The sequence below is a fragment of the Burkholderia sp. IDO3 genome, assembly GCF_003366075.1.
GTDB classification, from domain to species: Bacteria; Pseudomonadota; Gammaproteobacteria; order Burkholderiales; family Burkholderiaceae; genus Burkholderia; species Burkholderia anthina.
Genome location: NZ_CP028962.1, coordinates 2,359,705 through 2,382,536, shown reverse-complemented (window position 1 = coordinate 2,382,536; position 22,832 = coordinate 2,359,705). Strand labels below are relative to the sequence as shown.

23 protein-coding genes and 2 pseudogenes are annotated in these 22,832 nt (G+C 65.9%); 11 read left to right on the top strand and 14 right to left on the bottom strand.

From position 1 onward, the window contains the following. Position 1: 1 nt before the first annotated feature. Complete coding sequence (locus tag DCN14_RS10885) at positions 2-454, bottom strand: SRPBCC family protein (RefSeq protein WP_096508140.1); 453 nt, start codon at positions 452-454, stop codon at positions 2-4. Positions 455-635: 181 nt separating this feature from the next. Here DCN14_RS10885 and DCN14_RS10880 point away from each other — a divergent pair, with 181 nt between their 5' ends. Together DCN14_RS10880 and DCN14_RS10875 are read left to right on the top strand one after the other, a co-directional pair. Beyond that, complete coding sequence (locus DCN14_RS10880) at positions 636-1,676, top strand: bifunctional nicotinamide-nucleotide adenylyltransferase/Nudix hydroxylase (protein ID WP_096508139.1); 1,041 nt, start codon at positions 636-638, stop codon at positions 1,674-1,676. Positions 1,677-1,749: 73 nt separating this feature from the next. Next, positions 1,750-3,183, top strand: coding sequence for a nicotinate phosphoribosyltransferase (locus DCN14_RS10875; protein ID WP_096508138.1), 1,434 nt, complete (start codon positions 1,750-1,752; stop codon positions 3,181-3,183). 97 nt (positions 3,184-3,280) lie between these two features. On the opposite strand, the gene DCN14_RS10870 is transcribed toward DCN14_RS10875, so the two are convergent. Then, positions 3,281-4,192: a LysR family transcriptional regulator gene (locus DCN14_RS10870; protein ID WP_096508137.1), complete on the bottom strand. Its 912-nt coding sequence runs from the start codon at positions 4,190-4,192 to the stop codon at positions 3,281-3,283. Positions 4,193-4,311: 119 nt separating this feature from the next. Between DCN14_RS10870 and DCN14_RS10865 the strand changes: the two genes are divergently transcribed. The 5 genes from DCN14_RS10865 (at position 4,312) to DCN14_RS10845 (ending at position 10,050) form a co-directional block, all read left to right on the top strand. After that, positions 4,312-5,586 carry a CoA transferase gene (locus DCN14_RS10865; protein WP_096508136.1) on the top strand — a complete coding sequence of 425 codons (1,275 nt, stop codon included), beginning with the start codon at positions 4,312-4,314 and terminating at the stop codon, positions 5,584-5,586. Next, a complete protein-coding gene (locus DCN14_RS10860; protein WP_096508135.1) occupies positions 5,579-6,718 on the top strand; it encodes an acyl-CoA dehydrogenase family protein in 1,140 nt (379 codons plus the stop codon). Before DCN14_RS10865 ends, DCN14_RS10860 begins: the two co-directional genes overlap by 8 nt. A gap of 31 nt (positions 6,719-6,749) precedes the next feature. Beyond that, on the top strand, positions 6,750-7,499 hold the full coding sequence (locus DCN14_RS10855) for an electron transfer flavoprotein subunit beta/FixA family protein (RefSeq protein ID WP_096508166.1): 750 nt from the start codon (positions 6,750-6,752) through the stop codon (positions 7,497-7,499). Between the two features lie 16 nt (positions 7,500-7,515). Then, positions 7,516-8,475, top strand: a complete 960-nt coding sequence (locus tag DCN14_RS10850) for an electron transfer flavoprotein subunit alpha/FixB family protein (protein ID WP_096508134.1) — start codon at positions 7,516-7,518, stop codon at positions 8,473-8,475. A 144-nt stretch (positions 8,476-8,619) separates the two neighbouring features. Next, positions 8,620-10,050 (top strand): cytosine permease, encoded by a 1,431-nt coding sequence (locus DCN14_RS10845; protein WP_096508133.1) that lies wholly within the window; start codon positions 8,620-8,622, stop codon positions 10,048-10,050. A 7-nt stretch (positions 10,051-10,057) separates the two neighbouring features. On the opposite strand, the pseudogene DCN14_RS10840 reads toward DCN14_RS10845, so the two are convergent. Beyond that, a pseudogene (locus DCN14_RS10840) lies at positions 10,058-10,249 on the bottom strand (transposase); the annotation flags it as partial. A gap of 2 nt (positions 10,250-10,251) precedes the next feature. On the opposite strand from DCN14_RS10840, the pseudogene DCN14_RS38680 reads away from it, so the two are divergent. After that, positions 10,252-10,443, top strand: a pseudogene (locus tag DCN14_RS38680) (nicotinate phosphoribosyltransferase); the annotation flags it as partial. A 56-nt stretch (positions 10,444-10,499) separates the two neighbouring features. On the opposite strand, the gene DCN14_RS10830 reads toward DCN14_RS38680, so the two are convergent. The 3 genes from DCN14_RS10830 to DCN14_RS10820 all read right to left on the bottom strand — a co-directional run bounded on the left by DCN14_RS10830 (position 10,500) and on the right by DCN14_RS10820 (position 13,245). After that, positions 10,500-10,976 carry a hypothetical protein gene (locus tag DCN14_RS10830; RefSeq protein ID WP_143331731.1) on the bottom strand — a complete coding sequence of 159 codons (477 nt, stop codon included), beginning with the start codon at positions 10,974-10,976 and terminating at the stop codon, positions 10,500-10,502. After that, positions 10,973-11,674 carry a M35 family metallo-endopeptidase gene (locus DCN14_RS10825; protein ID WP_096508131.1) on the bottom strand — a complete coding sequence of 234 codons (702 nt, stop codon included), beginning with the start codon at positions 11,672-11,674 and terminating at the stop codon, positions 10,973-10,975. The genes DCN14_RS10830 and DCN14_RS10825 overlap by 4 nt, the downstream gene beginning before the upstream one ends. 104 nt (positions 11,675-11,778) lie before the next feature. After that, a complete protein-coding gene (locus DCN14_RS10820; protein ID WP_096508130.1) occupies positions 11,779-13,245 on the bottom strand; it encodes a PLP-dependent aminotransferase family protein in 1,467 nt (488 codons plus the stop codon). 127 nt (positions 13,246-13,372) lie between these two features. Here DCN14_RS10820 and DCN14_RS10815 point away from each other — a divergent pair, with 127 nt between their 5' ends. After that, a complete protein-coding gene (locus tag DCN14_RS10815; protein ID WP_096508129.1) occupies positions 13,373-14,260 on the top strand; it encodes a DMT family transporter in 888 nt (295 codons plus the stop codon). A 133-nt stretch (positions 14,261-14,393) separates the two neighbouring features. Here DCN14_RS10815 and DCN14_RS10810 read toward each other — a convergent pair whose 3' ends face one another. From DCN14_RS10810 to lysA, 7 genes are all read right to left on the bottom strand, one after another. Beyond that, entirely contained in the window at positions 14,394-14,738 is a 345-nt protein-coding gene (locus DCN14_RS10810) for a DUF3088 domain-containing protein (RefSeq protein ID WP_096508128.1), read from the bottom strand. 84 nt (positions 14,739-14,822) lie between these two features. Further along, on the bottom strand, positions 14,823-16,010 hold the full coding sequence (metC, locus tag DCN14_RS10805; RefSeq protein ID WP_096508127.1) for a cystathionine beta-lyase: 1,188 nt from the start codon (positions 16,008-16,010) through the stop codon (positions 14,823-14,825). A 51-nt stretch (positions 16,011-16,061) separates the two neighbouring features. Further along, positions 16,062-16,787, bottom strand: coding sequence for an amino acid ABC transporter ATP-binding protein (locus DCN14_RS10800; protein ID WP_096508165.1), 726 nt, complete (start codon positions 16,785-16,787; stop codon positions 16,062-16,064). 44 nt (positions 16,788-16,831) lie between these two features. Beyond that, the gene (locus DCN14_RS10795; protein ID WP_096508126.1) at positions 16,832-17,491 is read right to left on the bottom strand and encodes an amino acid ABC transporter permease; all 660 of its coding nucleotides are present in this window, start codon (positions 17,489-17,491) and stop codon (positions 16,832-16,834) included. Positions 17,492-17,558: 67 nt separating this feature from the next. Then, a complete protein-coding gene (locus DCN14_RS10790; RefSeq protein ID WP_096508125.1) occupies positions 17,559-18,359 on the bottom strand; it encodes a transporter substrate-binding domain-containing protein in 801 nt (266 codons plus the stop codon). A 147-nt stretch (positions 18,360-18,506) separates the two neighbouring features. Then, positions 18,507-18,800 carry a hypothetical protein gene (locus DCN14_RS37920; RefSeq protein WP_143331730.1) on the bottom strand — a complete coding sequence of 98 codons (294 nt, stop codon included), beginning with the start codon at positions 18,798-18,800 and terminating at the stop codon, positions 18,507-18,509. Between the two features lie 148 nt (positions 18,801-18,948). Beyond that, positions 18,949-20,187 carry a diaminopimelate decarboxylase gene (gene lysA, locus DCN14_RS10780; protein ID WP_096508123.1) on the bottom strand — a complete coding sequence of 413 codons (1,239 nt, stop codon included), beginning with the start codon at positions 20,185-20,187 and terminating at the stop codon, positions 18,949-18,951. A 109-nt stretch (positions 20,188-20,296) separates the two neighbouring features. Here lysA and DCN14_RS10775 point away from each other — a divergent pair, with 109 nt between their 5' ends. Continuing rightward, the gene (locus DCN14_RS10775) at positions 20,297-21,211 is read left to right on the top strand and encodes a LysR family transcriptional regulator (protein ID WP_096508122.1); all 915 of its coding nucleotides are present in this window, start codon (positions 20,297-20,299) and stop codon (positions 21,209-21,211) included. A 75-nt stretch (positions 21,212-21,286) separates the two neighbouring features. Then, the gene (locus DCN14_RS10770) at positions 21,287-21,886 is read left to right on the top strand and encodes a GNAT family protein (protein ID WP_096508121.1); all 600 of its coding nucleotides are present in this window, start codon (positions 21,287-21,289) and stop codon (positions 21,884-21,886) included. A 102-nt stretch (positions 21,887-21,988) separates the two neighbouring features. Here DCN14_RS10770 and DCN14_RS10765 read toward each other — a convergent pair whose 3' ends face one another. Further along, positions 21,989-22,558 carry a DUF4142 domain-containing protein gene (locus tag DCN14_RS10765; RefSeq protein ID WP_096508120.1) on the bottom strand — a complete coding sequence of 190 codons (570 nt, stop codon included), beginning with the start codon at positions 22,556-22,558 and terminating at the stop codon, positions 21,989-21,991. Positions 22,559-22,832 lie beyond the last annotated feature (274 nt).

The following is a 22,832-nucleotide window of genomic DNA, read 5'->3' as shown; positions in this document are numbered from 1 at the left end:
CTCAGTGCGGCAATGCTTCGGCTTCGGCCCAGCGCTTGAACGAGTCGAGGCGTCGGCGCGTCTGCACGAGATAGAACGCGCCGATCAGCGGTTCGAGCAGCCAGCGCAGCCACGCCGGCTGCACGCGGAAGTGATACGTGAACTTCACCTCCGTCGAGCCGGCCGAGCGTTCGGTGAAATTCCAGCTGCCGCTGAAGCGTTCGAGCACCTTCGGCCCGTCGACCATTTCGATGGCCGCGACCTGCGGCGGACGGTACGAGATGTAGCGCGACACCATCGTCGCGCCGGACTGGCTGCGGCAGAACGCGTCGACGCCGACGTCGGCCGTCATCCCGTCGAGCAGATAGGCGTCGGAGAGGAAACTGTCCCAGACGAGCCGCCGCGCGTAGTCCTGCGACCACGTGAAGAGGCGTCTGCGATCGACGCCGACGATCCGGCTGACTGAGATCCTCATGATGGCGGGCGAAACGGTGCGGATTGGGATGAAATCGAGTGTAACCCGCCTGCGCCCCGCACTTGTTTAGACTTCGTCAAGTCGAGCAGCGATTCGATTGACGTTCTCCGGAAATTCCCCTAGGATCGAATCCACGCCTTCGGGAAAGACCCGAAGCGTTTCAATCTCTTGAGGGAGCCTCATGAGTACGCAACAGAACCGGCGCTTCGACGCGCTCGTTTTCATCGGTCGTTTCCAGCCCCCGCATCGTGGTCACCAGAATGTGCTGAAGTCGGCATTGAGCCGGGCCGAGCGCGTGTGCGTGCTGATCGGATCGACCGACAAGCCCCGCACCATCAAGGATCCGTTTTCGTTCGACGAGCGCTGCCAGATGCTGGTTTCGCTGCTCGACCCGTCCGAGCGCGAGCGCGTGACGATCGCACCCGTGCAGGATTCGACGTACAACGACGGCGACTGGGTGCGCTGGGTGCAGGATGCCGTGGCGTCCGCGCTCGGCGACGTCGCGCAGCGCAAGGTCGGATTGATCGGTCACGAGAAGGACGCCACGTCCTATTACCTGCGGATGTTCCCGCAATGGGAGCTCGTCGACGTCGATGCGACCGAAGACATTTCCGCGACCGAAATCCGCGACCAGTATTTTGCCGAACGCACCAACAGCTTCGTGCAGTGGGCCGTGCCGGAACCCGTGTTCGGCTGGCTCGAGCGCTTTCGCACGCAGCCGACCTTCGCACAACTGAAGGCCGAGGCCGAATTCATTGCCGCGTATCGCAAGGCGTGGTCGGCCGCGCCGTATCCGGTCACGTTCGTGACGGTCGATGCGGTGGTCGTGCACTCGGGGCATATCCTGCTCGTGCGCCGGCGCAGCGAACCGGGCCGCGGCCTGTGGGCGTTGCCGGGCGGATTCGTGAACCAGGACGAGCGGCTCGATGCGGCCTGCATTCGCGAACTGCGCGAGGAGACCGGCGTGAAGCTGCCGGAGCCCGTGCTGCGCGGCTCGATCAAGGATCGCCAGGTATTCGATCACCCGGCCCGCTCGCTGCGCGGCCGCACGATCACGCACGCGTGCCTGTTCAACTTCCCGACTGGCGAGCTGCCGCGCGTGAAGGGCAGCGACGACGCGGACAAGGCACGCTGGGTGCCGCTCAACGAATTCGCGCAGATGCGCAACGTGATGTTCGAGGATCACTTCGAGATCGCGTATCACTTCCTGGGGAAGCTGTGATCCGCTGATTCCCCGGCACCGGTCCGCTGCGACAGACGCGGCGGCACTTCAACGGCCTAGAGGAGCTCTAGCCATGCAAAACGTTCCCGGCGGCTTTGCCGCGGTTCTCGCCAATCCGATCCTCAACACGGATTCGTACAAGGCTTCCCACTTCCTGCAATACCCGCCCGACGCGCAGGCGATGTTCTCGTACGTCGAATCGCGCGGCGGCCGCTACGACCGCACGCTGTTCTTCGGTCTGCAGATGCTGCTGAAGGAATATCTGTGCCGGCCCGTCACGCACGCGATGATCGACGACGCGCGCGATTTCTTCGCGGTGCACGGCGAGCCGTTCAACGAGGACGGCTGGCGTCATGTCGTCGAGCGCTACGACGGCTACCTGCCCGTGAAGATCCGCGCCGTGCCCGAAGGTTCGATCGTTCCGGTGCACAACGTGCTGATGACCGTCGAATGCGACGATCCGAAGGTGTTCTGGCTCGCGTCGTATCTCGAGACGATGCTGTTGCGCGTGTGGTATCCGGTGACGGTCGCCACGCGCAGCTGGCACCTGCGCCAGACGATCCGCCGCTTTCTCGAGAAGACCGACGACGATCTCGCGCAATTGCCGTTCAAGCTGCACGACTTCGGCGCGCGCGGCGTGTCGAGCGCGGAGTCGGCCGCGATCGGCGGCGCGGCGCACCTCGTGAGCTTCATGGGCTCGGACACGGTGCTCGGCGTGCTGGCCGCGAACCGCTTTTATCGCGAGCCGATGGCTGCATACTCGGTGCCGGCGGCCGAGCACAGCACGATCACGTCGTGGGGGCGCGACGGCGAGGCCGATGCGTACCGCAACATGATCGGCCGCTTCGGATTGCCCGGCGCGATCGTGTCGGTCGTATCGGACTCCTACGATCTGTTCGCCGCGCTGGAAATGTGGGGCGGCCCGCTGCGTCAGGCGGTGATCGACTCGGGCGCGACGCTCGTCGTGCGTCCCGATTCGGGCGACCCGGTGACGATCGTGCTGCAGACCGTGCGCGCGCTCGACGCGTCGTTCGGTTCGACCGTGAACGGCAAGGGGCGGCGCGTGCTCAATCGCGTGCGCGTGATTCAGGGCGACGGTGTCGACGAGCAATCGATCGAAGCGATCCTCGCCGCGCTCGACGATGCGGGTTATGCGGCCGGCAACGTCGTGTTCGGGATGGGCGGCGCGCTGCTGCAGCAGGTGAATCGCGATACGCAGCGCTTTGCGATGAAGTGCTCGGCGATCCGGCGCGACGGCGTGTGGCATGACGTATGCAAGGATCCGGTCACCGACCAGGGCAAGCGCTCGAAGAAGGGGCGGCTCACGTTGCTGCGCAATCGACGCACGGGCGAGTACCGGACCGTGGCGCTGCCGGTCGCGTGGGACGATCGCGCGCTGGAAGGCGAGTGGGACGATGCGCTCGAAACGGTGTTCGACACGGGGCGGATGCTGGTCGATACGACGTTCGCCGAGGTGCGGGCGAGGGCGCACGCGGGCGAACGGTGACACACGCGTCGGGGTGATGCGGCGGCGCGCGTCACCCCGGCGATGCTGGGGCGTGTCGCGCACCCGGTACACCGCGCACTGCGGGTAGTCCGCCGTTTCACGGCCCGGTTCGCGTGCGCATCGCATCGGTGACTGCGTCGCGCACACAACTCGCGGCGATTTCCGACGCACGCGTGCGTGCCGCACGCGCCAGACGCGCGATCACCAGCGGCTGGATCACGGTCGATTCCCGAATCGCACATTCGACGACGAGCGGCGAGCGCGTGACCGCCGGGCTTTGCGTGATCAGCAGCGACACGCCGAGCCCGCTTGCGACCATTGCCCGAACCAGTTCGATCGAGACCGCGCGATAGCGGACGTTCGGTGACAGGCCGCATTGCCAGAACGGCGCCATCAGGAAGTCGCGGCTATGCGGCAGGTCGATCAGGATGACCGGATACGCGGCGAGATCGCGCAGCGAAATCGCGCGCTTGCGTTTCGCGAGCGCGGACCCGGCCGGTACGAGCGCATAGGGCCGCAATTCGGCGAGGCACTCGCGCTCGATATCTTCGGGCAGGCCGACGTCGTACATCAACGCGAAATCGATCTGCTGCTTGTGCAGTGCCATGTCGAGCTGCGCCAGATCGCCTTCCACGAAACGGATGTCGAGGCGAGGGTGGCGCTGCTGCGCGAGTTCCAGCACGCGCGGCAAATAGACCGGCGCGATCGTGCTGAATACGCCGATATGGACGATGCCGCCTGGCTCGTCGCCGATGTCGTCGGTCGCGAATGCGGACGCCGACGCCAGCAACTGGCGCGCCTCGGCGAGCTTGCGTTCGCCGAAATGCGTGAGCGTCATCCGCGTGCCCGCGCCGCGCGTGAACAGCCGGTCGTCGAACAGCGCTTCGAGCTCGCGGATCGCCACCGAGATCGAGGGTTGCGACACGTTGAGCTGGACCGCGGCGGCGGTCGTGCTGCCCGATTCGGCGGCGGCAACGAAATAACGAAGCAGTCTCAGGGACAGAGCCATGACGAACCCATATGAAAATCTTATAGGCGTTAATTTATTCCGATATTTTATCTGATTGCCCTGCTCGAACAGAATCACTGCATCGGCCGACCCGGCCCGACCTTCAGGAGAAAGATGCCGTGACTGTGTCCAGGCTGCCGCTCGACGGCATACGCGTGATCGATTTTTCCCGGGTGCTGGCGGGGCCGCTGTGTTCGGCGCTGCTCGGCGACCTCGGCGCCGACGTGATCAAGATCGAGCCGCCCGCGGGCGACGACTACCGGGCGATCGGCCCGTTCGCGAACGGCGAGAGCGGGTTGTTCGGCGCGATGAACCGGAACAAGCGCAGTGTCGTGATCGACATGAAGACGTCCGACGGCCAGGCGCTTGCGCAGTCGCTGTGCGCCGGTGCGGATGTCGTCGTCGAGAACTTTCGCCCCGGCGTGGCCGACCGGCTCGGGATCGGTTATGCGACGCTGTCGGCCCTCAACCCGGCTCTGGTGTACGCGAGCGTGTCCGGATTCGGGCAGACCGGCCCGGAATCGCGCCGGCCGGCGTACGACATCATCCTGCAGGCGATGTGCGGGCTGATGGATGCGACCGGCGCGCCCGACGGCGAGCCGACGCTCGTCGGCGATTCGGTGTCCGATGTGGTCAGCGGGATTTTTGCGTCATGGGGCGTGCTCGCGGCGCTGGTCGCGCGCGATCGCACCGGACAGGGCACGCACGTCGACGTAGCGATGTTCGATGCGACGATGAGCCTGACCGCGGCCCTCGTCGCGCGTTACGCGACCACCGGCATTGCGCCGCGGCGTGTCGGCAACCGCCATCCGACGTCCGCGCCGTTCGGCGCATATCGTGCCGCGGACGGCCATTTCGTCGTCGCGGTACTCAACAACAAGCTGTTCGGTTTGCTGGCCGACACGATCGGCCAGCCGGCGCTGGCCGACGATGCGCGTTTCGCGTCCGACACGTCGCGCTGCGAGCACGAAGCGGCGTTGCGCGCGTATATCGAGCAGTGGGCCGCAGCGCGCTCGGTCGACGAGGTTAACGCGACGCTGGCCGCGGCGGGGATTCCGGTCGCGCCGATCCGGAATATCCGGCAAGCGCTCGAAAGCGAGCAGGCACGGACACGGCGCCTGCTCGTCGATACCACCGCGGCCGACGGCTCGCCGATCCGGTTGCCCGCGCAACCGCTGAAGTTTTCCGCATATCCCGACACGCGCACCACCCGCGCACCGCAGCTCGGCGAACACACGCACGCCGTGCTTGCGAGCGTGCTCGGCCTCGACGACGCAACGATCGCCGCACTGGCGAAGGCCGGCGTGATTCACGCAGCGCCCGACCTGACCGACGGCGACGCTGCCGAACCGTCGCAACAGACCGAAACCCATCAGGAGATGAACGATGCTTAAACGACTGGGCGTCGGCGACGCCGACCTCGAAATGGCCGACGCGATCCGCCGCTTCGCACGAGCCGAACTCGCACCGCACGCGGCGCAGGTCGATCGCGACGAGACGTCGACCACGCGTTACGTGCCCGCGCTGGCCGAACTCGGCGTGATGGGGATGAACCTGCCGGAGCGCTGGGGCGGAATCGGCGCATCGCCGGCCGCGATCATCCTGTCGCTGGCCGAGATCGCGAGCGCATGCGCGGCGACGTCGTCGATGATCGGCGCGCACTATCTGGCGACCGATTCGGTGCTGATCGGCGGCGACGACGCATTGCGCGCGCGCTATCTGCCGGACGCCGCAAGCGGCGCGAAGCTGGGCGCATTCGCGCTGACCGAGCCGCAGGCCGGCTCCAATCCGGCCGGCATGACGACGCAGGCCGTGCGCGACGGCGACAACTACCGGATTCGCGGCGTCAAGCACTTCATCTCGAACGCCGATGCCGCGCAGTTCATCGTCGTCTATGCGAAAACCTCGCCCGAGCTCGGGACGCGCGGCATCAGCGCGTTCGTCGTCGATCGCGATACGCCCGGCGTGTCGGTGTCGTCGCCGGAGAAGCTGATGGGCATCCACGGCGCGCCCGCGCACGAAGTCGCATTCGATTGCGTGGTGCCGGCATCGAACCGGCTCGGCGACGAAGGGAGCGGCTTTCGCACCGCGATGAAGGTGCTCGACAACAGCCGGCTCGACGTCGCGGCGACGAGCCTCGGGATCGCGGAAGCCGCGCTCGGCGACGCGATCGACTGGGCGAAGCAGCGTCACGTCGGCGGCGAGGCGCTCGCGAACAAGCAGGGGCTGCAATGGCGATTCGCCGACATGAAGACGCAGCTCGAAGCCGCGTGGCTGCTGACGCTGCAGGCCGCGGCGCGGCGCGCTGCCGGCGAGCCGTTTACCGACATGGCGTCGATGGCGAAGCTGTATGCGTCGGAGATGGTGGCATTCGTGACCGATGCGGCTTTGCAGATCCATGGCGGCTACGGGTTCACACGCGAAATGCGGATCGAACGGCTCGTCCGGGACGCTCGCATTCTGAGGATCTACGAAGGATCGTCGGAGATCCAGCGCACGGTGATTGCACGCACGATGCTCGCATGACGGCTCGTGAAATCGAACAAGGAGACGCGTGGTGAAAGTATTGGTGGCTGTGAAAAGAGTGGTCGATTACAACGTGAAGGTCCGCGTGAAGTCGGACAACACGGGTGTGGACATCGCGAACGTGAAGATGTCGATGAATCCGTTCGACGAGATCGCGGTGGAAGAAGCCGTGCGCCTGAAGGAAGCGGGCGTGGCAACGGAAGTGATCGCGGTGTCGGTCGGTGTCGCGCAAGCGCAGGAAACGCTGCGCACGGCGCTGGCGATCGGCGCGGATCGCGCGATCCTGGTCGAGTCGAACGACAGCGTCGAGCCGCTGGCCGTCGCGAAGATTCTGAAGGCGCTGGTCGACAAGGAACAGCCGCAGCTGGTGATCCTCGGCAAGCAGGCGATCGACGACGATTCGAACCAGACGGGCCAGATGCTGGCCGCGCTGGCTGGCCTGCCGCAAGCGACGTTCGCGTCGAAGGTGACGATCGCCGACGGCAAGGCGACTGTTGCACGCGAAGTCGACGGTGGTGCGGAAACGCTTTCGCTTCAACTGCCCGCGGTCGTGACCACCGACCTTCGCCTGAACGAGCCGCGCTACGTGACGCTGCCGAACATCATGAAGGCGAAGAAGAAGCCGCTGGAAACGGTGAAGCCGGAAGACCTGGGCGTGGACGTCGCGCCGCGTCTGAAGACGCTGAAGGTGGTCGAGCCGCCGAAGCGGGCGGCCGGCGTGAAGGTGCCGGACGTGAAGACGCTGGTCGAGAAGCTGAAGACCGAAGCCAAGGTGCTGTAAGAGGGAGCGGAAAGAAATGACGATTCTGGTGATTGCAGAGTGCGACGCCCCGAAGGAAGCCCCCTTGGGGGGCAACGCGTCGATCAAGGCCGCGACGCTGAACACGGTGGCGGCGGCAGCGAAGATTGGCGGCGAGATTCACGTGCTGGTCGCAGGCCACAACGCGCAAGCGGCGGCCGATGCGGCAGCGAAGATCGCAGGCGTATCGAAGGTGCTGCTGGCCGACGCGCCGCAACTGGCCGCAGGCCTGGCGGAAAACGTCGAGGCGACGGCGCTGAACATCGCGAAGGACTACTCGCACATCCTCGCGCCGGCGACCGCCTACGGCAAGAACATCGCCCCGCGTATCGCCGCGAAGCTGGACGTCGCGCAGATCTCGGACATCACGGCGGTTGTGTCGGCCGACACATTCGAGCGTCCGATCTACGCAGGCAACGCGATCGCGACGGTGCAGTCGAGCGACTCGATCAAGGTGATCACGGTGCGTGCAACGGGTTTCGATCCGGTTGCCGCGGAAGGCGGCAGCGCATCGATCGAGAAGATCGAAGCGGCAGCGGACGCAGGCAAGTCGCAATTCGTGAGCCGTGAGGTGACGAAGCTCGATCGTCCGGAGCTCACCAGCGCAAGCATCATCGTGTCGGGCGGCCGCGGTCTGGGTAGCGGCGAAAACTACACGAAGTTCCTGGAGCCGCTGGCGGACAAGCTCCAGGCAGCACTCGGCGCGTCACGTGCCGCAGTCGACGCTGGCTACGTACCGAACGACTATCAGGTCGGCCAGACCGGCAAGATCGTCGCACCGCAGTTGTATATCGCGGTCGGTATCTCGGGTGCGATCCAGCATCTGGCCGGCATGAAGGATTCGAAGGTGATCGTCGCGATCAACAAGGACGAAGAGGCGCCGATCTTCAGCGTGGCCGATTACGGCCTCGTCGGCGATCTGTACGAACTCGTTCCGCAACTGACCGCGTCGCTCTGATCCCTGCAACCCGTCAGGATCGATCGATCCTGCCCGCATGCCGTGTCGTCGCGGCCGGCGTGCGATTCACGCGAAGGACCATAGCCTGATGCGCCGGTCCGAGCGAACCCCCAAGCGCAGTTTTCCACCGGTCAGGAGCCGAGCATGGAACGTACCGCTTCACCTGTCGCCAATCCGTCGCTGATCGAGCGTCGCTCGATCGACCATATTCCCGATGCCGAGCGCCACGGCAACCTGTTCAGTCAATTTACCCTGTGGTTCGGCGCGAACCTGCAGGTTACGGCAGTCGTCGTCGGCGCGCTGGCGGTGGTGCTCGGCGGCGACGTGTTCTGGTCGCTGATCGGTTTGCTGGCAGGCCAGGTACTCGGCGGCGCGGTGATGGCGCTGCACGGGGCGCAAGGGCCGCAGCTCGGGCTGCCGCAGATGGTGTCGAGCCGCGTGCAGTTCGGCGTGTACGGCGCGATCGTGCCGCTCGCGCTCGTCTGTGTGATGTATGTCGGATTCTCGGCCGGCGGAACGGTGCTCGCCGGGCAGGCGATCGCCGAATTGCTGCACGTCGGCCATACCGCCGCGATCCTGATCTTCTCCGCGCTCGTCGTGCTGCTCACCGGCCTCGGCTACCGGACGATTCATGCGATGGGGCGCGTATCGAGCATCGTCGGCACGCTCGCATTCCTGTATCTGTTTGCGAGCCTGCTGCACGGGCACGCGTTCGGTGCATTGCTCGCGAATCGCCACTTCACGCCCGCATCGTTCCTGCTCGCGGTGTCGTTGTCCGCGTCGTGGCAGATCGCATACGGGCCGTACGTCGCCGACTATTCCCGGTACCTGCCCAGAGCGACGTCGCCCGTCAAGACCTTTGCCGCGGTGTTCTGCGGCACCGTGATCGGCGCACAGGTATCGATGACGTTCGGCGTGCTCGCCGCCGCGCTCGCCGGCGATCGCTTCTCGGGGCACGAGGTTGCGTTCATCGTCGGCCTCGGCGCGACCGGCGCGATCGCCGCCGTGCTCTATTTCACGATCGCGCTGGGCAAGCTGACGATCACGACGCTCAACGCGTACGGCAGCGTGATGTCGGTTGCGGCGATCCTGACCGGCTTCGGCGGGCGGCGCGAGATCTCGCCGCGCACGCGCATCGCGTTCGTACTGCTGACCGTTGCCGCATCGAGCGGGATCGCCCTGGCCGGACAGCACGATTTCCTGAAGGCGTTCTCGTCGTTCCTGCTGTTTCTGCTGGTGTTCTTCACGCCGTGGAGCGCGATCAACCTCGTCGACTATTACTGCGTCACGCGGGAACGTTACGACGTGCCGGCATTGTTCGACCCGGACGGCCGGTACGGCCGCTGGAACATCGTCGGCATCGCGGTCTACGCGGTCGGCGTGCTCGTGCAGATGCCGTTCGTCGCGACGGGGTTTTACACCGGGCCGTGGGTCGATGCGCTGGGCGGCGTCGACGTGTCGTGGATCGTCGGCATCGTCGTGCCGGGCCTGTTGTACTACGTCGCGTCGCGCGGTGCCCTGGCGAGCGTGCCGGATCGCCTGATCCTGTCCGACTCGGCCCGCGATGCCGACTAGAGCCTGTTCACATTCTCACGAGCGGCCCAAAGGCGCAGGCAAGCACCGCGAAGGCGAGATAGTTGCCCACGAGTTTGTCGTAACGAGTGGGGACTCGACAAAAATGTTTGATGCGATGGAAGATGCGTTCGACGATATTCCGAGTTCGATACAGCACGCGGCTGTACCTACGCTTGATCTTTCGATTCGAACGCGGCGGGTCGTGTTCGGGATGGGCGGCTCACGTTGCCGCGCCATCGCCGTACAGGCGTGTACCGGACCGTGGCGTTGCCGGTCGCGTGGGACGACGCGCTCGAAACGGTATCCGTCATGGAGCGGATGCTGGTCGATACAACGTTCGCCGAGGTGCGGACGAGGGCGCACGCGGCGGAGGCTCGACGGTGGGGGGCGTGAGAGAAGGCGTCACCTCGTCGCTGACGATGTCCGGTGGTGGTGAATCGAAACGGCTTTCAACGGAGGACTCCGGATGTCGGCGTGATGCGAGGATCATCGCAAAGATGCCGGCATCCGTTCTTGCATATCGGAACCAGTGTCACACCAATCTGGAGATAGCCTTCGCGGCAGGTACTGTCTTTCGGGTATGGTTTCGAAATAATGTGCGTATCCGACCATATGTTTTCGGCCTTGATACCCAATTGAACCAGATACGCCTTCAGGTTTGCCGCGCGTTGCAGCGCGAGCGCTTGCGGATCATTTTCCCCGACGTACGCGCCGGCCGCGATGATGCCGCGGATTTCGACATCCGGCCATTGGCGGGCGCGTATCACCATCGCCGCGATCTCGACGCGATCCGCGTTCGGAATGCCGGCCGAGTTGAGCGGGACGCTGTCGAGCATGTCTTCGGACACGGTACATGCCAGGAGCGGCGACGAAAATAGCAGGCACAGCCAGAGTGCCATGCCTGTCGGGCGGGGAAGCAGTTTCACCACAGGATCCTGTCGTCAAAGAATGCAATGTAGCAAGCGAGGCTGTCTGCGTTGTGGATCGAGATGTCTCCATTCTCTTGGGCCCAGTATTTCAAACCCGTTCCAAATCCGTAGACTTCATCGTTCGAGTCGAAGGTATCGACGTAGTGCGTGCATTCGTGGATCAGGACCTTGAGCTTGCAGTTGGTGGAGAGGCGAACGTCGGGCAGTGAGCAAAAATGAGGGTAGATTGCGATGATTCGCCTGTCCGAATCGGGCTTGCATATCGCTGCATCCGTGATTCCATTGTCCGGAAAAACCGTACATGTGATGTTTCGCTGTTTCTGCTCGTCCCACCGGATCACATTCTCCGGCTTCAATTCCTGCATGACGCGCAGGAGTTTCGGTAACCCGCTTCTCAGGCGAGTCCGAACTGCTTCATCGGATCGTCCGAACCAGGTCTGGATGCGTTGTTGCTCTTCGGGTGCCCAGCCCTCCACACCACGAATCCGTTCCTGAATCAACGTAACCGCAGCGTCACGCAATCTCACGATCAGCTTGCGGAATGCATTATTCGACATGTTTTCGCAAATCCGAGCCATATCGAGTTCGATGACATGCGTGGATCCCGGGATTGTGTTGGTGCAGGCGCTGCCGACACACACCCATTCTTCATCGTCGTCGTTGACCGGGCTGTCGGGATTCAGTGATTCGCTCATTGATTCGATAGGTCTCTTGATGAATTTGACCAGAACTATCGATGAATCAACGAGTATGCGTCTATGAGACGAGTATGATTTTGCGAACGGGGGGATTATGAACGTTACGGACCCCTGGTCAATGAACGTTCTCCAGCATCCCTCCGTGCGTCCGCCCGCGCCGCCTCCATCGCCCGCGCCAGCGCATCGAACACCGCTGGCCCCTTGCAGCGCGACACGTTGAAACGCATGAACGACGTCGCGCTGTGTGCCGCACTGAACACGTTCCCCGGTGCGAGCACCACGTCGTGATCGAGCGCGTGGCGCGCGACGTGCGCGGCGTCGAGCCCGTCGGGCAATTCCGCCCATACGAATAGTCCACCGCGCGGTTCCGTCCAGATTCCGAGACCGGCGCGCGCGAGCCGCCGGATCGTCTCGCCCATCGCATCCGCGAGATGCGCACGCAGGCTGTCGAGATGGCGGCGGTACGTGCCGTCGACGAGCAGCCGGTGCACGACGTTCGCCCCGATCTGCGCATTGCCGAACGACGTCGCGAGCTTCAGGTCGACGAGCGCGTCGATCCATTCGGGACGCGCGGCGACATAGCCGCAGCGGATCGCGGCCGACAGCGTCTTCGAGAAGCTGCCGATCGACACGACGCGCGACAGCCCGTCGAACGCCGCGAGGCGCGGCGCGGGCGTGCTCTCGAAGTCCGCGAAGATGTCGTCCTCGACGATCAGCAGCCCATGCTCGGCCGCGAGCGTCAGCAGCCGGTGCGCGACCGGCGGCGCGAGTGTCGCGCCCGTTGGGTTGTGCAGTGCCGCGTTCGTGATGTAGAGCCGCGGACGATGCTCGACGAGCACCTGCTCGAAGCGTTCGAGATCGGGGCCGTTCGGCGTGTACGGGACGCTGACGATCCGCGCGCGATGCGCGCGCAGCAGCGCCTGGAAGTTGAAGTAGCACGGGTCGTCGAGCACGACGGTGTCGCCGGGTTCCAGCAGCAGCCGGCACACGAGATCGAGCGCATGCGTGCCGCCGTCGGTCAGCATGATCTGCGTGGGCTCCGCATGGATGCCGTGCTGCGCGAGGCGCCACGCGAGCTGCTGGCGCAGGGCGGGCAGCCCGAGCGGCGTCGCATAGTCGGTCAGCGCGTCGGGTTCGTCGCGCGATACGGCGCGCAGCGCGCGGCGCAGGCTCTCGTCGGGCAGCCACGACGACGGCAGCCAGCCGCAGCCGGGTTTCACCGAGCCGGGGGCCGCTTCGAGTGCCTGGCGCGACAGCCACAGCGGATCGAGCTCGCGATCGAGGCGGGGCCCGAGTTCGGCGAGCGCGAGCGGCGGCGCATGGCCCGACACGTAGAAGCCGGAGCCGCGCCGCGCGACGAGCACGCCTTCGCTCGCGAGCCGTTCGTATGCGTCGACGACGGTCGATTTCGACACGTGCAGCGCGTCGGCCATCATCCGGATCGACGGCACGCGCGCGCCGGGCATCAGCGTGCGGCTCGCGATCCGCGCGCGCAGCGTGTCCATCACGGTTTCCACACGCGTGCGCGATGCCGCGGGCGGGGCGGGGTGCGGGGCGGATTGGCTCATGGCGAAAGGTGAACTGTACGGTCGGTTGTTCAGTACAGTTTGTCCGAATTGTATTGGGCTGTAGCTTACGCGCATTTCGCGGGCGGCGGATCATCGGACATCCCCCTTTTTCCGATCAGGATGTGCCGTGCAAAAGACGACCGACGGATGGCTCAGCGGCCTGCTGGGCGTGATCATTTTCAGTGGCTCGCTGCCTGCGACGCGTGTCGCGGTGCAGGGGCTCGACCCGCTGTTCCTCACGTTCGCGCGTGCGACGATCGCCGGGGTGCTCGGCCTCGGGTTGCTCGTCGCGCTGAAGCAGAAGCGCCCCACGCGTGCCGAGACCGCGTCGCTCGTCATCGTCGCGCTCGGGGTCGTGGTCGGTTTTCCGTTGCTGACCGCGCTTGCGCTGAAGCACGTGACGTCCGCGCACGCGATCGTGTTCGTCGGGCTGCTGCCGCTGGCGACGGCGCTGTTCGGCGTGTGGCGCGGCGGCGAACGGCCGAGGCTGCCGTTCTGGATCTTCTCGCTGCTCGGCAGCGGCGCGGTGGCCGCGTTTGCGCTGCGCAACGGCGGCAGTGCGTCGGTGGTCGGCGATGCGCTGATGCTGGCCGCGATCGTCGCCTGCGGGCTCGGCTACGCGGAAGGCGCGCGCCTGTCGCGCCAGCTCGGCGGCTGGCAGGTGATCTCGTGGGCGCTGGTGCTGTCGCTGCCGGTGATGCTGCCGCTCGCGTGGTTCACGTGGCCGGCCACGTTCGACGGCGTCGACGCCGCCGCGCTGTGGGGGCTCGCCTATGTGTCGCTGTTCAGCATGCTGATCGGCTTCGTGTTCTGGTATCGCGGGCTCGCGCTCGGCGGGATCGCGGGCGTCGGGCAGCTGCAGCTGCTGCAGCCGTTCTTCGGCTTCCTGCTCGCGGCCGGGCTGCTGCACGAGACGGTGCCGCCGTCGATGCTCGTCGTGACGGTCGTGGTCGTCGGCTGCGTCGCGGGCGCGAAGTACTTTTCGAAAATGGCGCCGGTGCAGCGCGCGGGCTGACGCGCGGCGCATGGCGACGTGACGGGCCCGGTCGAACAAGCGGATCTGCCGCGTGCCGAGCGTCGCGAAAGACGGGCCGTGCATACCGCACGGCCCGTTCGCCGGCACCCGTCGACATCAGGCGCCCGCGGGCTTACGCAACGTGCGCAACGCCGTATTGCGACGACAGATAGCGCCGGATATCGGCGGGCGAATCGATGAAGCGCCGGCCGTTGTGCTCGCGAATCCCGATCGCATCGTCCTTCGGCGTCTGCCCGTTGCCCAGCACGAGCACGGGTGCCGACTGGTTGTCCTCGCCGATCAGCGCGACGATCGGCTGGCGCGGCCGCGGCGCATCGACGTACTCGACCGCGACCGCGTCGCGCAATTGCGGATAGAAACTGAGCAGCCCTTCGACGGCAACCGAGTCGCCGCAGTAGAACGGACCTTCGGCGTCCTTGAAGAAACCCGGGCGGAGAATGAACAGCGTGTCTTTCATGATGGCCTCGCTATCAGTAGTGGTCGAACGTTGAAAAAAGCGTGATGCGTCGTGATACGAACCGGCGCGCTGCATTGCCCGATATCAGGCTTCCGCGAATGCGGCGGCGGCGGCGCGCATTCTCGCGAAACCGGCGTCGAGGTCCGCGATCATGTCGTCCGGATGTTCGAGCCCCGCGTGAATGCGCAGCAGCGGGCCGGCGGCCGCCCATTGCGTCGCGGTGCGATGGCGCGACGGGTTCGACGGGATGATCAGGCTTTCGAAGCCGCCCCAGCTGTAGCCCATGCCGAAGCACGTCATCCCGTCGAGCAGCGCACGCACGGCCTTGTCGGGCTGCGGATGCAGCACCAGGCCGAACAGCCCGCACGCGCCCGTGAAGTCGCGTTGCCACAGCGCGTGGCCGGCATCGCCCGGCCGCGCCGGATACAGGATCTGTGCGACTTCCGGCTGCCGCGCGAGCCATTCGGTCAGCACGTGCGCGTTGCGCTGGTGGCGCTCGAGACGGACCGACAGCGTGCGCAGGCCGCGCAGCGCGAGATACGCATCGTCGCCGCTGACCGTCATCCCGAGCTGCCGGTAGCAGCGCGTGACTTTCGGCGCGAGCGCCTCGGTGGTCAGGATCACGCCCATCAGCACGTCGGAGTGGCCGGCGATGTATTTCGTCGCCGCATGGATCGACACGTCGACGCCATGCGAGAACGAACGGAAATTCAGCGGCGTGCCCCACGTGTTGTCGAGCAGCACGACCGCGCCGTGCTCGTGTGCGACGCGGCAGATCGCGGGGATGTCCTGCACTTCGAAGGTCAGCGAGCCGGGCGACTCGGCGAATATCGCGCGCGTGTTGGGCCGCATCAGCGACGCGATGCCGGCGCCGATCGACGGATCGTAGTATGTCGTTTCGATGCCGAGGCGCGCGAGCGTTTCGTCGCAGAACGAGCGCGTCGGATCGTACGCGGAGTCGACCATCAGCAGATGGTCGCCGGGATCGAGCACCGCGAGCAGCGCGGTCGTGATCGCGCTGAGTCCGCTCGGCGTCAGCAGCGCGGCGTGCGCGCCTTCGAGACGCGCGAGCGCCTTTTCGAGCGCGCGCGTGGTCGGGCTGCCGTGCCGTCCGTACGCGAGCGGCGTGCCGCGCACCGCGTCGAGCGCGTCGGTGCCGTGAAAGAGCAGCGTCGACTGGCGATACACGGGCGGATTCACCGGCGAGCCGGGCTGGCCGTGCGCGCGGCCTTCGTGAGCGAGGAGGGTGTCGGTCGAGTGCAGGTGGTTCAAGATGTCGTCCTTTGAAAGTCGGTCAATCGAAGCGGTGCGGCCGTTGTGCGCTCAGTGCAGGATCTTGTCGAGGAAGTCGCGCGCGCGGTCGGAGCGCGGCGCGGCGAAGAATGCATCGCTTGCCGCATCCTCGACCACCGCGCCCTGGTCCATGAAGATCACGCGATGCGCGACCTTCCGCGCGAAGCCCATCTCGTGCGTGACGCACACCATCGTCATCCCGTCGCGCGCGAGCTCGACCATCACGTCGAGCACTTCGTTGATCATCTCGGGGTCGAGCGCGGAGGTCGGCTCGTCGAACAGCATCGCGACCGGGTTCATCGACAGTGCGCGCGCGATCGCGACGCGTTGCTGCTGCCCGCCGGACAACTGCCCCGGATACTTGTGCGCATGGGCCTTCAGGCCGACGCGATCGAGCAGCTTCATCGCGTTCTCGATCGCCTCGTCCTTGCGGCGGCCGAGCACCTTGACCTGCGCGAGCGTCAGGTTGCCGGTGATCGAAAGGTGCGGAAACAGCTCGAAATGCTGAAACACCATGCCGACCCGCGCACGCAGTTGCGCGAGTTTCGCGGCGGGATCGCCGAGCCGCATGCCGTCGACGACGATGCTGCCTTTCTGGAACGGCTCGAGGCCGTTGATCGTCTTGATCAGCGTCGACTTGCCGGAGCCCGACGGCCCGCACACGACGACCACTTCGCCTTTCGATACCGCCGCGCTGCATGCGGAAAGGACCTGATGCTTGCCATACCACTTCGATACGTTGTCGAGCGTGATCATGTTGTGTCCGTGGTTGAGGTTCATGTTGATGGGCGCGTGCCTGCTCAATGCGTGGACGGCAGCGAGAGGCGCGTTTCGACGCGGCCCTGCAGGCGCGTGAGCAGCGTGCTGAGCACCCAGTAGATCGCGGCGGCGGCGAGGTAGAGCGGCAGCGGCTGGAAGGTCGCGGCGATCACTTCCTGCGTCGAGCGCAGCAACTCGGTGACGGTGATCACCGACACGAGCGACGTGTCCTTGATCAGGCTGATCAGCGTGTTGCCGAGGCTCGGCACGGCCAGGCGCAGCGCCTGCGGGCAGACGATGTAGCGCAGGGTCTGCACGTGCGTGAGGCCGAGGCTGTGCGCCGCCGCCCATTGCCCGCGGCCGATGCCGAGGATCGCGCCGCGCATGCTTTCGGACAGGTACGCGCCGGCATTGAGCGTCAGCGTGAAGATGCCGGCCGTCGTCGGGTCGAGCGTGATGCCGAGATCGGGCAGCCCGTAGTAGACGACGAACATCTGCACGAGCAGCGGCGTGCCGCGCATCAGGCTCACGTAGCCTTGCGCGAGGCCGGACGCGAGCCGGTTGCTGCCGATGCGCATGATGGCGACCACGAGCCCGACGACGAGGCCGAGCGCCATCGACGCCACCGCGAATTTCAGCGTGAGCAGCGCGCCCTTCACCATGACGGGCAGCGTATGAATGATCAGATCGAGTGCTTCCATCGCGTGTCTCCTGATTGTGTTTTCGACGGCCCGCGCATTGGGGCGCGCGGGCTCGTGCAGCGCTGCGTTATTGCGTGACCGGCCGGGAGGTGTCCGCGCCGAACCACTGCATCGAGATCTTCTTCAGCGTGCCGTCCTGCTGCAGCGATGCGACCGCGTCGTCGATCGCCTTCGCGAATTTCGGATTGCCCTTGCGGAACGGGATGCCCATCCGGTCTTCGCCGCCCGGGAGCACGGAGCCGGGGCGCAGCGGCAGGTGCGAGTTCTTGATCAGGTAGCTCAGCATCAGGCGGTCGTTGACCGCCGCATCGATACGGCCCGCCGCGAGGTCGCGCAGGTTTTCCGGCGTACCCGGATACACCTGCAGATCGATCGCGGACACGGTCTTCACGAGATCGACGTAGTTGCTGCCCATCGTCACGCCGACTTTTTTGCCCTTCAGTTCGTCGAGCGACTTGAACGCACGCGTGTCGTTCTGGCGTTGCAGCAGTTGCGCGGACGAATACACGTAAGGTGTACTGAAATCGAGCGCCTGCTGGCGCGACGGCGTGATCGCCACCTGGTTCACGATCACGTCGAACTTGCCGGCCTGCAGCCCGGCGAGAATCCCGCTCCATTCGGTCGTGACGAACTGCGGCTTCACGCCGAGCCGGGCGGCGACTGCCTTCGCGACGTCGACGTCGAACCCTTCGAGCTGCCCGTCGGCATTGCGGTAGTCGAACGGCGGATAGGTGCCTTCGAGTGCGATCTTCAGCACGCCGGCCTGCTTGACGGTGTCGAGCAGGTCAGCCGCATGCGAGGCTGTGGCCGCCACGCAGAGGAGGGCGGCGGCGAGGCCTTGCTTGAGCGTCGGGGTGAAGTGTTTCATGGTCGTCTCCGTGGTCGTTGTCGAAAATTCAGGATGTGCGTGTCCGCGGCGACGGGCGGCGTCGCCGTGGGCGGGAATCGGATAGAAGGGGGCGCGGCGCGGGGCAGCGTGGCGGCGAGTGCGGCGCGCGCCGTTCGCCGCGATGCGTTACGGCATGCGTTCGCGCACGCAGGCGGACCGCACGGCGTTCGTATCGAACGGGTTCCGGTGCGCGGCGAGGAGTTCAAGCATCGTGTTCATGATTGCCCGTGCGGCTTGCGAGTGAGGGTGACCGGCTGCATCGTCGATGCGTATCCGGCGACGCAAATGCTGAACGACTGAGGGCAATCTTAGTTTTGTCAAAAAGGAAAGTGCTTCCAAAAATGCGCGCACTTTCCACGTGCCGTGGAATGTTTTTCTCTCTGCGTGGAACGCGATGCAAGCGATCTGCTGCGGTTGCACGGGGTGCGCAGCATGAGGTGCTACGGCGTGCGTGAGCGGTTGCCCTGCGCGAGCGGCGCGCGTCAAAAGCAAAACGGCCAGGCATGCCGGAAGCGGCAAGCCTGGCCGTGGGCGTTCGAGCGGTGTCGAACGCGGCGTGAAGGCGCGGTTACTCGAACGTTTCGAGCGCGAGCAGTTCGTCGATCGTCTGCCGGCGGCGGATCAGCCGCGGCGTGCCGCGATCGACGAGCACTTCCGGTGCGAGCGGCCGGCTGTTGTAGTTCGAGGACATCGACGCGCCGTACGCGCCCGCGTCGTGCAGGAACAGCAGGTCGCCGATCTGCGGCTGCGCGAGCTTGCGGTGCGTGACCACGCCGCCTGCGTCCTGCGTGAACACGTCGCCGGATTCGCACAGCGGCCCGGCGATCGCGATGTCGACGAGCGGCCGGCCGGCGGGCAGCGCGCCGTCGTGCGCATGCACGGACACCGCGTGATAGCTGCCGTACATCGACGGACGCATCAGGTCGTTGAAGCCCGCATCGATCAGCACGAAGTCGTGCTTCGGCCGGCGGTTCACGCCCTGCACTTCGGTGACGAGCGTGCCGGCTTCCGCCACGAGGAAGCGGCCCGGTTCGATCTCGATGCGCACCGCGTGGCCGAGATGCCGTTCGATCCGCTTGCGCGCGGCATCCCACTGGCTGAAGTAGTGGCCGACGTCGACGCGCGGCTCGCCGTCGCGATACGGGATCGACAGCCCGCCGCCCGCGGAGATTGCTTCGATGTCGTGGCCGAGCGACGTGACGAGGTCGACCATCGCATCGCACACCTGCGACAGGTGGCCGTAGTCGACGCCCGAGCCGATGTGCATGTGAATGCCGACCAGCTTCAGCCCGTACTGGCGCACGATCTCGATCGCGCGCGGCACGTCGTCGATCCAGATTCCGTGCTTGCTCTGCGGGCCGCCGGTGTTGGTCTTGTTGCTGTGGCCGTGGCCGAAACCCGGATTCACGCGCAGCCAGACGCGATGGCCGGGCGCGTGCTCGCCGACGCGCGCGAGCATGTCGAGCGAGCCGGCATTCACGGTCACGCCATGCTTGAGCACGGCCGCGAGCGTCGGGCGGTCGATCAGGTCGGCCGTGAACACGACGCCTTCCGGTTCGCCCGCCGGGCTGAACCCGGCCGCGAGGCTGCGTTCGATCTCGCCGAGCGACACGGCATCGACGCACGCGCCTTCTTCGCGCATCAGCTTCAGGATATGCAGGTTCGAGTTCGCCTTCTGCGCATAGCGGATCACGTCGAACTGGCGCAGTTGGGCGATGCGGTCGCGGATGACGTCGGCGTCGTACACCCACAGCGGTGTGCCGTATTGCTGCGCGAGCGTCGCGAGCTGGCGGGAATCGAGAGACATGGCGGATGAATCGGATCGAATGAACGGATAGCGTGAATGATGCGCCTGAAAGGCTATACAGTAAAATGCCTGTTTATCGATATTCGATTCATTCTGGATATAGGGTGACATGCTTACACACCGGCATATCGAGGTTTTTCGCGCGCTGATGGTCACCGGCAGCACGACGCGTGCGGCCGAGATGCTCTATACGTCGCAGCCGACGATCAGCCGCGAGCTCGCGCGCATGGAGCAGGTGGTCGGCTTTGCACTGTTCGAGCGCTCGCATGGCCGGCTGCGGCCGACGATGGCCGCGCTCACGCTGTTCGACGACGTGCGGCTCGCCTATGTGGGGCTCGAGCGGGTCGCGGCGACGGCCGCGCGGCTGCGCGAGTTTCGCGACGGACAGTTGTCGGTAATCGCGCTGCCGGCGTTTTCGCACGCGATCCTACCCGGGGCGTGCCGGCGTTTTCACGACGCGCATGCGGGCGTCAGCGTGTCGGTCGCGACGCAGGAGTCGCCGGTGCTCGAGGAGTGGCTGACCGCGCAACGCTACGACCTCGGGCTGACCGAGCACGACGTCGCGCCGGCCGGCACCGTGCTCACGCCGCTGCTCGAAGTCGACGAGGTGTGCGTGCTGCCCGACGGTCATCCGCTGCTGGCGAAGGACGCGATCGATCTCGCGGATCTCGCCGATCGCCCGTTCGTGAGCCTGTCGCTGAACGACCCGTACCGGATCATGATCGACGAGGCGTTCGCGCAGCTCGGTGTCGCGCCGCGCTCGGTGATCGAAACGCCGTCGGCGGTGTCGGTGTGCGCGTTCGTGCGGCAGGGGCTCGGCGCCGCGATCGTCAATCCGCTGACCGCGCTCGATTTCGTCGGGCGCGATCTGCACGTGCGGCCGCTCACGCGTTCGTTTCCGTATCGCGTCAGCGTGATCGTGCCGGAGCACCGGCCGAAGAGCCTGCTCGTCGACGCCTTCGCCGACGCGCTGCGCGGCGAAGCGAAAGCGATCCGGCGCCGGCTCGCGGCGCTGCCCGGTTAGCGGCGGCCGTATGATGAACGTTTCGCCGCAGTCGTTGCCATCCTCGTCCTCACTTTCACGGAAACGGAACCCGTCATGACCGACGCTTCATCTTCCCTCGCACAACCGACGCTCGCCGGCGAGCGCATCGTACTGCGGCCGCTCGAAGCATCCGACCGGCAGGCGCTGCTGGATGCCGCCGCGGACGGTCGACTGTGGAACCTGAAGGTCACCGTCGTGCCGGGCGAAGAGACGGTCGACGCGTATATCGACACGGCGCTGCAAGGGCGCACGAGCGGCACCGTGATGCCGTTCGTGATCGTCGGTCGCGCGTCGGGCCGCGTGATCGGCAGCACGCGCTTCTGGAAGATCGACCACCGGAATCGCAAGCTCGAGATCGGCCATACGTGGCTCGGCGAATCGGCGCAGCGCACGCGCGCGAATACCGAAGCGAAATGGCTGCTGCTCGCGTACGCGTTCGACACGCTGCATTGCGTGCGCGTGCAGTTCACGACCGACGAGCTGAACGAGCAGTCCCGCGCGGCGATTCTGCGGCTCGGTGCGAAGCAGGAAGGGATCGTGCGTCACGAACGGATCATGCCCGACGGCCGCAAGCGCAATTCGGTGCGCTTCAGCATCATCGACGACGAATGGCCGGCAGTTCGCGAGCGGTTGAAGGCGAAGCTCGCGACGTAACGCGTATCGGGTGCTGCATGCATCGCGCCGCCGGAAGGGGCGCGGCGGCGCGACGATGGGGGGAAGCAGGGTGCCGCGCGCGATGCGCGGCCATGCATCGCGTTACTGCGCCGATGCGAGGTGGTGACGCTGCGCGAGCTTCTGCGCGTCCGCGTAGTGCGCCTGCAGGATCGGCAGCGACTGGCGTGCGACTTCCTTCAGCTTCGTGTCGCGGCCCGACGCGATTTCGGCCTGGAACGCCGAGATCGTCTTTTGCTCGCCGGCGAGCGCGACCTGCTCGATATACGCCTTGTCGAAATCCGCGCCGCGCAAGTTCTTGATGCTGTCCAGCACGGTGGTGTCGGGATTGTTGGCCGGCACGTCGACGCCGCGCGGGCTCGCTGCGCGCATCGCCTGGATGATCTTCTCATCGTCGGTCGACACGCGTTGCGCGAATGCCTTCACCTGGCTGTCCGACGTGCGCGAATCGGCGATGCGCGCGGCGTCGTGCTGCGTCGACACGGTCTTCGTGCCGTCCGTGATGAAGGTCTGGTCGGCTTCGTGGATGCGTGCCTCCGCGGCGGCCGGTGCGGACGGCGACGGTTGCGCGGTTTGCGCGTTCGCCGTCACGGCGACGAGCAGCAGGCCAGCGGCAGACAATGCAAGGCGCGAGAGGGTGGGAAAGCGGTTCATGGGACCTCCTTTCGATCGGGGCTCTGATTAACGGACGGATCGCGTGATCCGCAGCTGTGCGAGAGACCGGGCGCGCCCGGGCCGGAACCGACCGCCGCTCTGCCGCGGTGGCGGTCGAAGTGTTGCTCGGCCCGACTGATTCTAGGAGAGCGTTCGGGTAGCAGGTGCAACCGCGCTGTGCTTTGTGTAACGGTTGGTAAGACGAATCGATGGGCGCGCGAACGGGCCGGTAGCGGGTACCTGTCGCGCGTATTGCGGCGGCAATTTTTGCGTG

Excerpts from the sequence above, each read along its gene's own strand:
- DCN14_RS10765 (WP_096508120.1), bottom strand. The coding sequence starts at position 22,558 with ATGAACCGCTTTCCCACCCTCTCGCGCCTTGCATTGTCTGCCGCTGGC.
- DCN14_RS10800 (WP_096508165.1), bottom strand. The coding sequence starts at position 16,787 with ATGATCACGCTCGACAACGTATCGAAGTGGTATGGCAAGCATCAGGTC.
- DCN14_RS10870 (WP_096508137.1), bottom strand. The coding sequence starts at position 4,192 with ATGGCTCTGTCCCTGAGACTGCTTCGTTATTTCGTTGCCGCCGCCGAA.
- DCN14_RS10795 (WP_096508126.1), bottom strand. The coding sequence starts at position 17,491 with ATGGAAGCACTCGATCTGATCATTCATACGCTGCCCGTCATGGTGAAG.
- DCN14_RS10845 (WP_096508133.1), top strand. The coding sequence starts at position 8,620 with ATGGAACGTACCGCTTCACCTGTCGCCAATCCGTCGCTGATCGAGCGT.
- lysA (WP_096508123.1), bottom strand. The coding sequence starts at position 20,187 with ATGTCTCTCGATTCCCGCCAGCTCGCGACGCTCGCGCAGCAATACGGC.
- DCN14_RS10770 (WP_096508121.1), top strand. The coding sequence starts at position 21,287 with ATGACCGACGCTTCATCTTCCCTCGCACAACCGACGCTCGCCGGCGAG.
- DCN14_RS10875 (WP_096508138.1), top strand. The coding sequence starts at position 1,750 with ATGCAAAACGTTCCCGGCGGCTTTGCCGCGGTTCTCGCCAATCCGATC.
- DCN14_RS10820 (WP_096508130.1), bottom strand. The coding sequence starts at position 13,245 with ATGAGCCAATCCGCCCCGCACCCCGCCCCGCCCGCGGCATCGCGCACG.
- DCN14_RS10810 (WP_096508128.1), bottom strand. The coding sequence starts at position 14,738 with ATGAAAGACACGCTGTTCATTCTCCGCCCGGGTTTCTTCAAGGACGCC.
- DCN14_RS10860 (WP_096508135.1), top strand. The coding sequence starts at position 5,579 with ATGCTTAAACGACTGGGCGTCGGCGACGCCGACCTCGAAATGGCCGAC.
- DCN14_RS10775 (WP_096508122.1), top strand. The coding sequence starts at position 20,297 with ATGCTTACACACCGGCATATCGAGGTTTTTCGCGCGCTGATGGTCACC.
- DCN14_RS10790 (WP_096508125.1), bottom strand. The coding sequence starts at position 18,359 with ATGAAACACTTCACCCCGACGCTCAAGCAAGGCCTCGCCGCCGCCCTC.
- DCN14_RS10850 (WP_096508134.1), top strand. The coding sequence starts at position 7,516 with ATGACGATTCTGGTGATTGCAGAGTGCGACGCCCCGAAGGAAGCCCCC.
- DCN14_RS10880 (WP_096508139.1), top strand. The coding sequence starts at position 636 with ATGAGTACGCAACAGAACCGGCGCTTCGACGCGCTCGTTTTCATCGGT.
- DCN14_RS10885 (WP_096508140.1), bottom strand. The coding sequence starts at position 454 with ATGAGGATCTCAGTCAGCCGGATCGTCGGCGTCGATCGCAGACGCCTC.
- DCN14_RS10825 (WP_096508131.1), bottom strand. The coding sequence starts at position 11,674 with ATGAGCGAATCACTGAATCCCGACAGCCCGGTCAACGACGACGATGAA.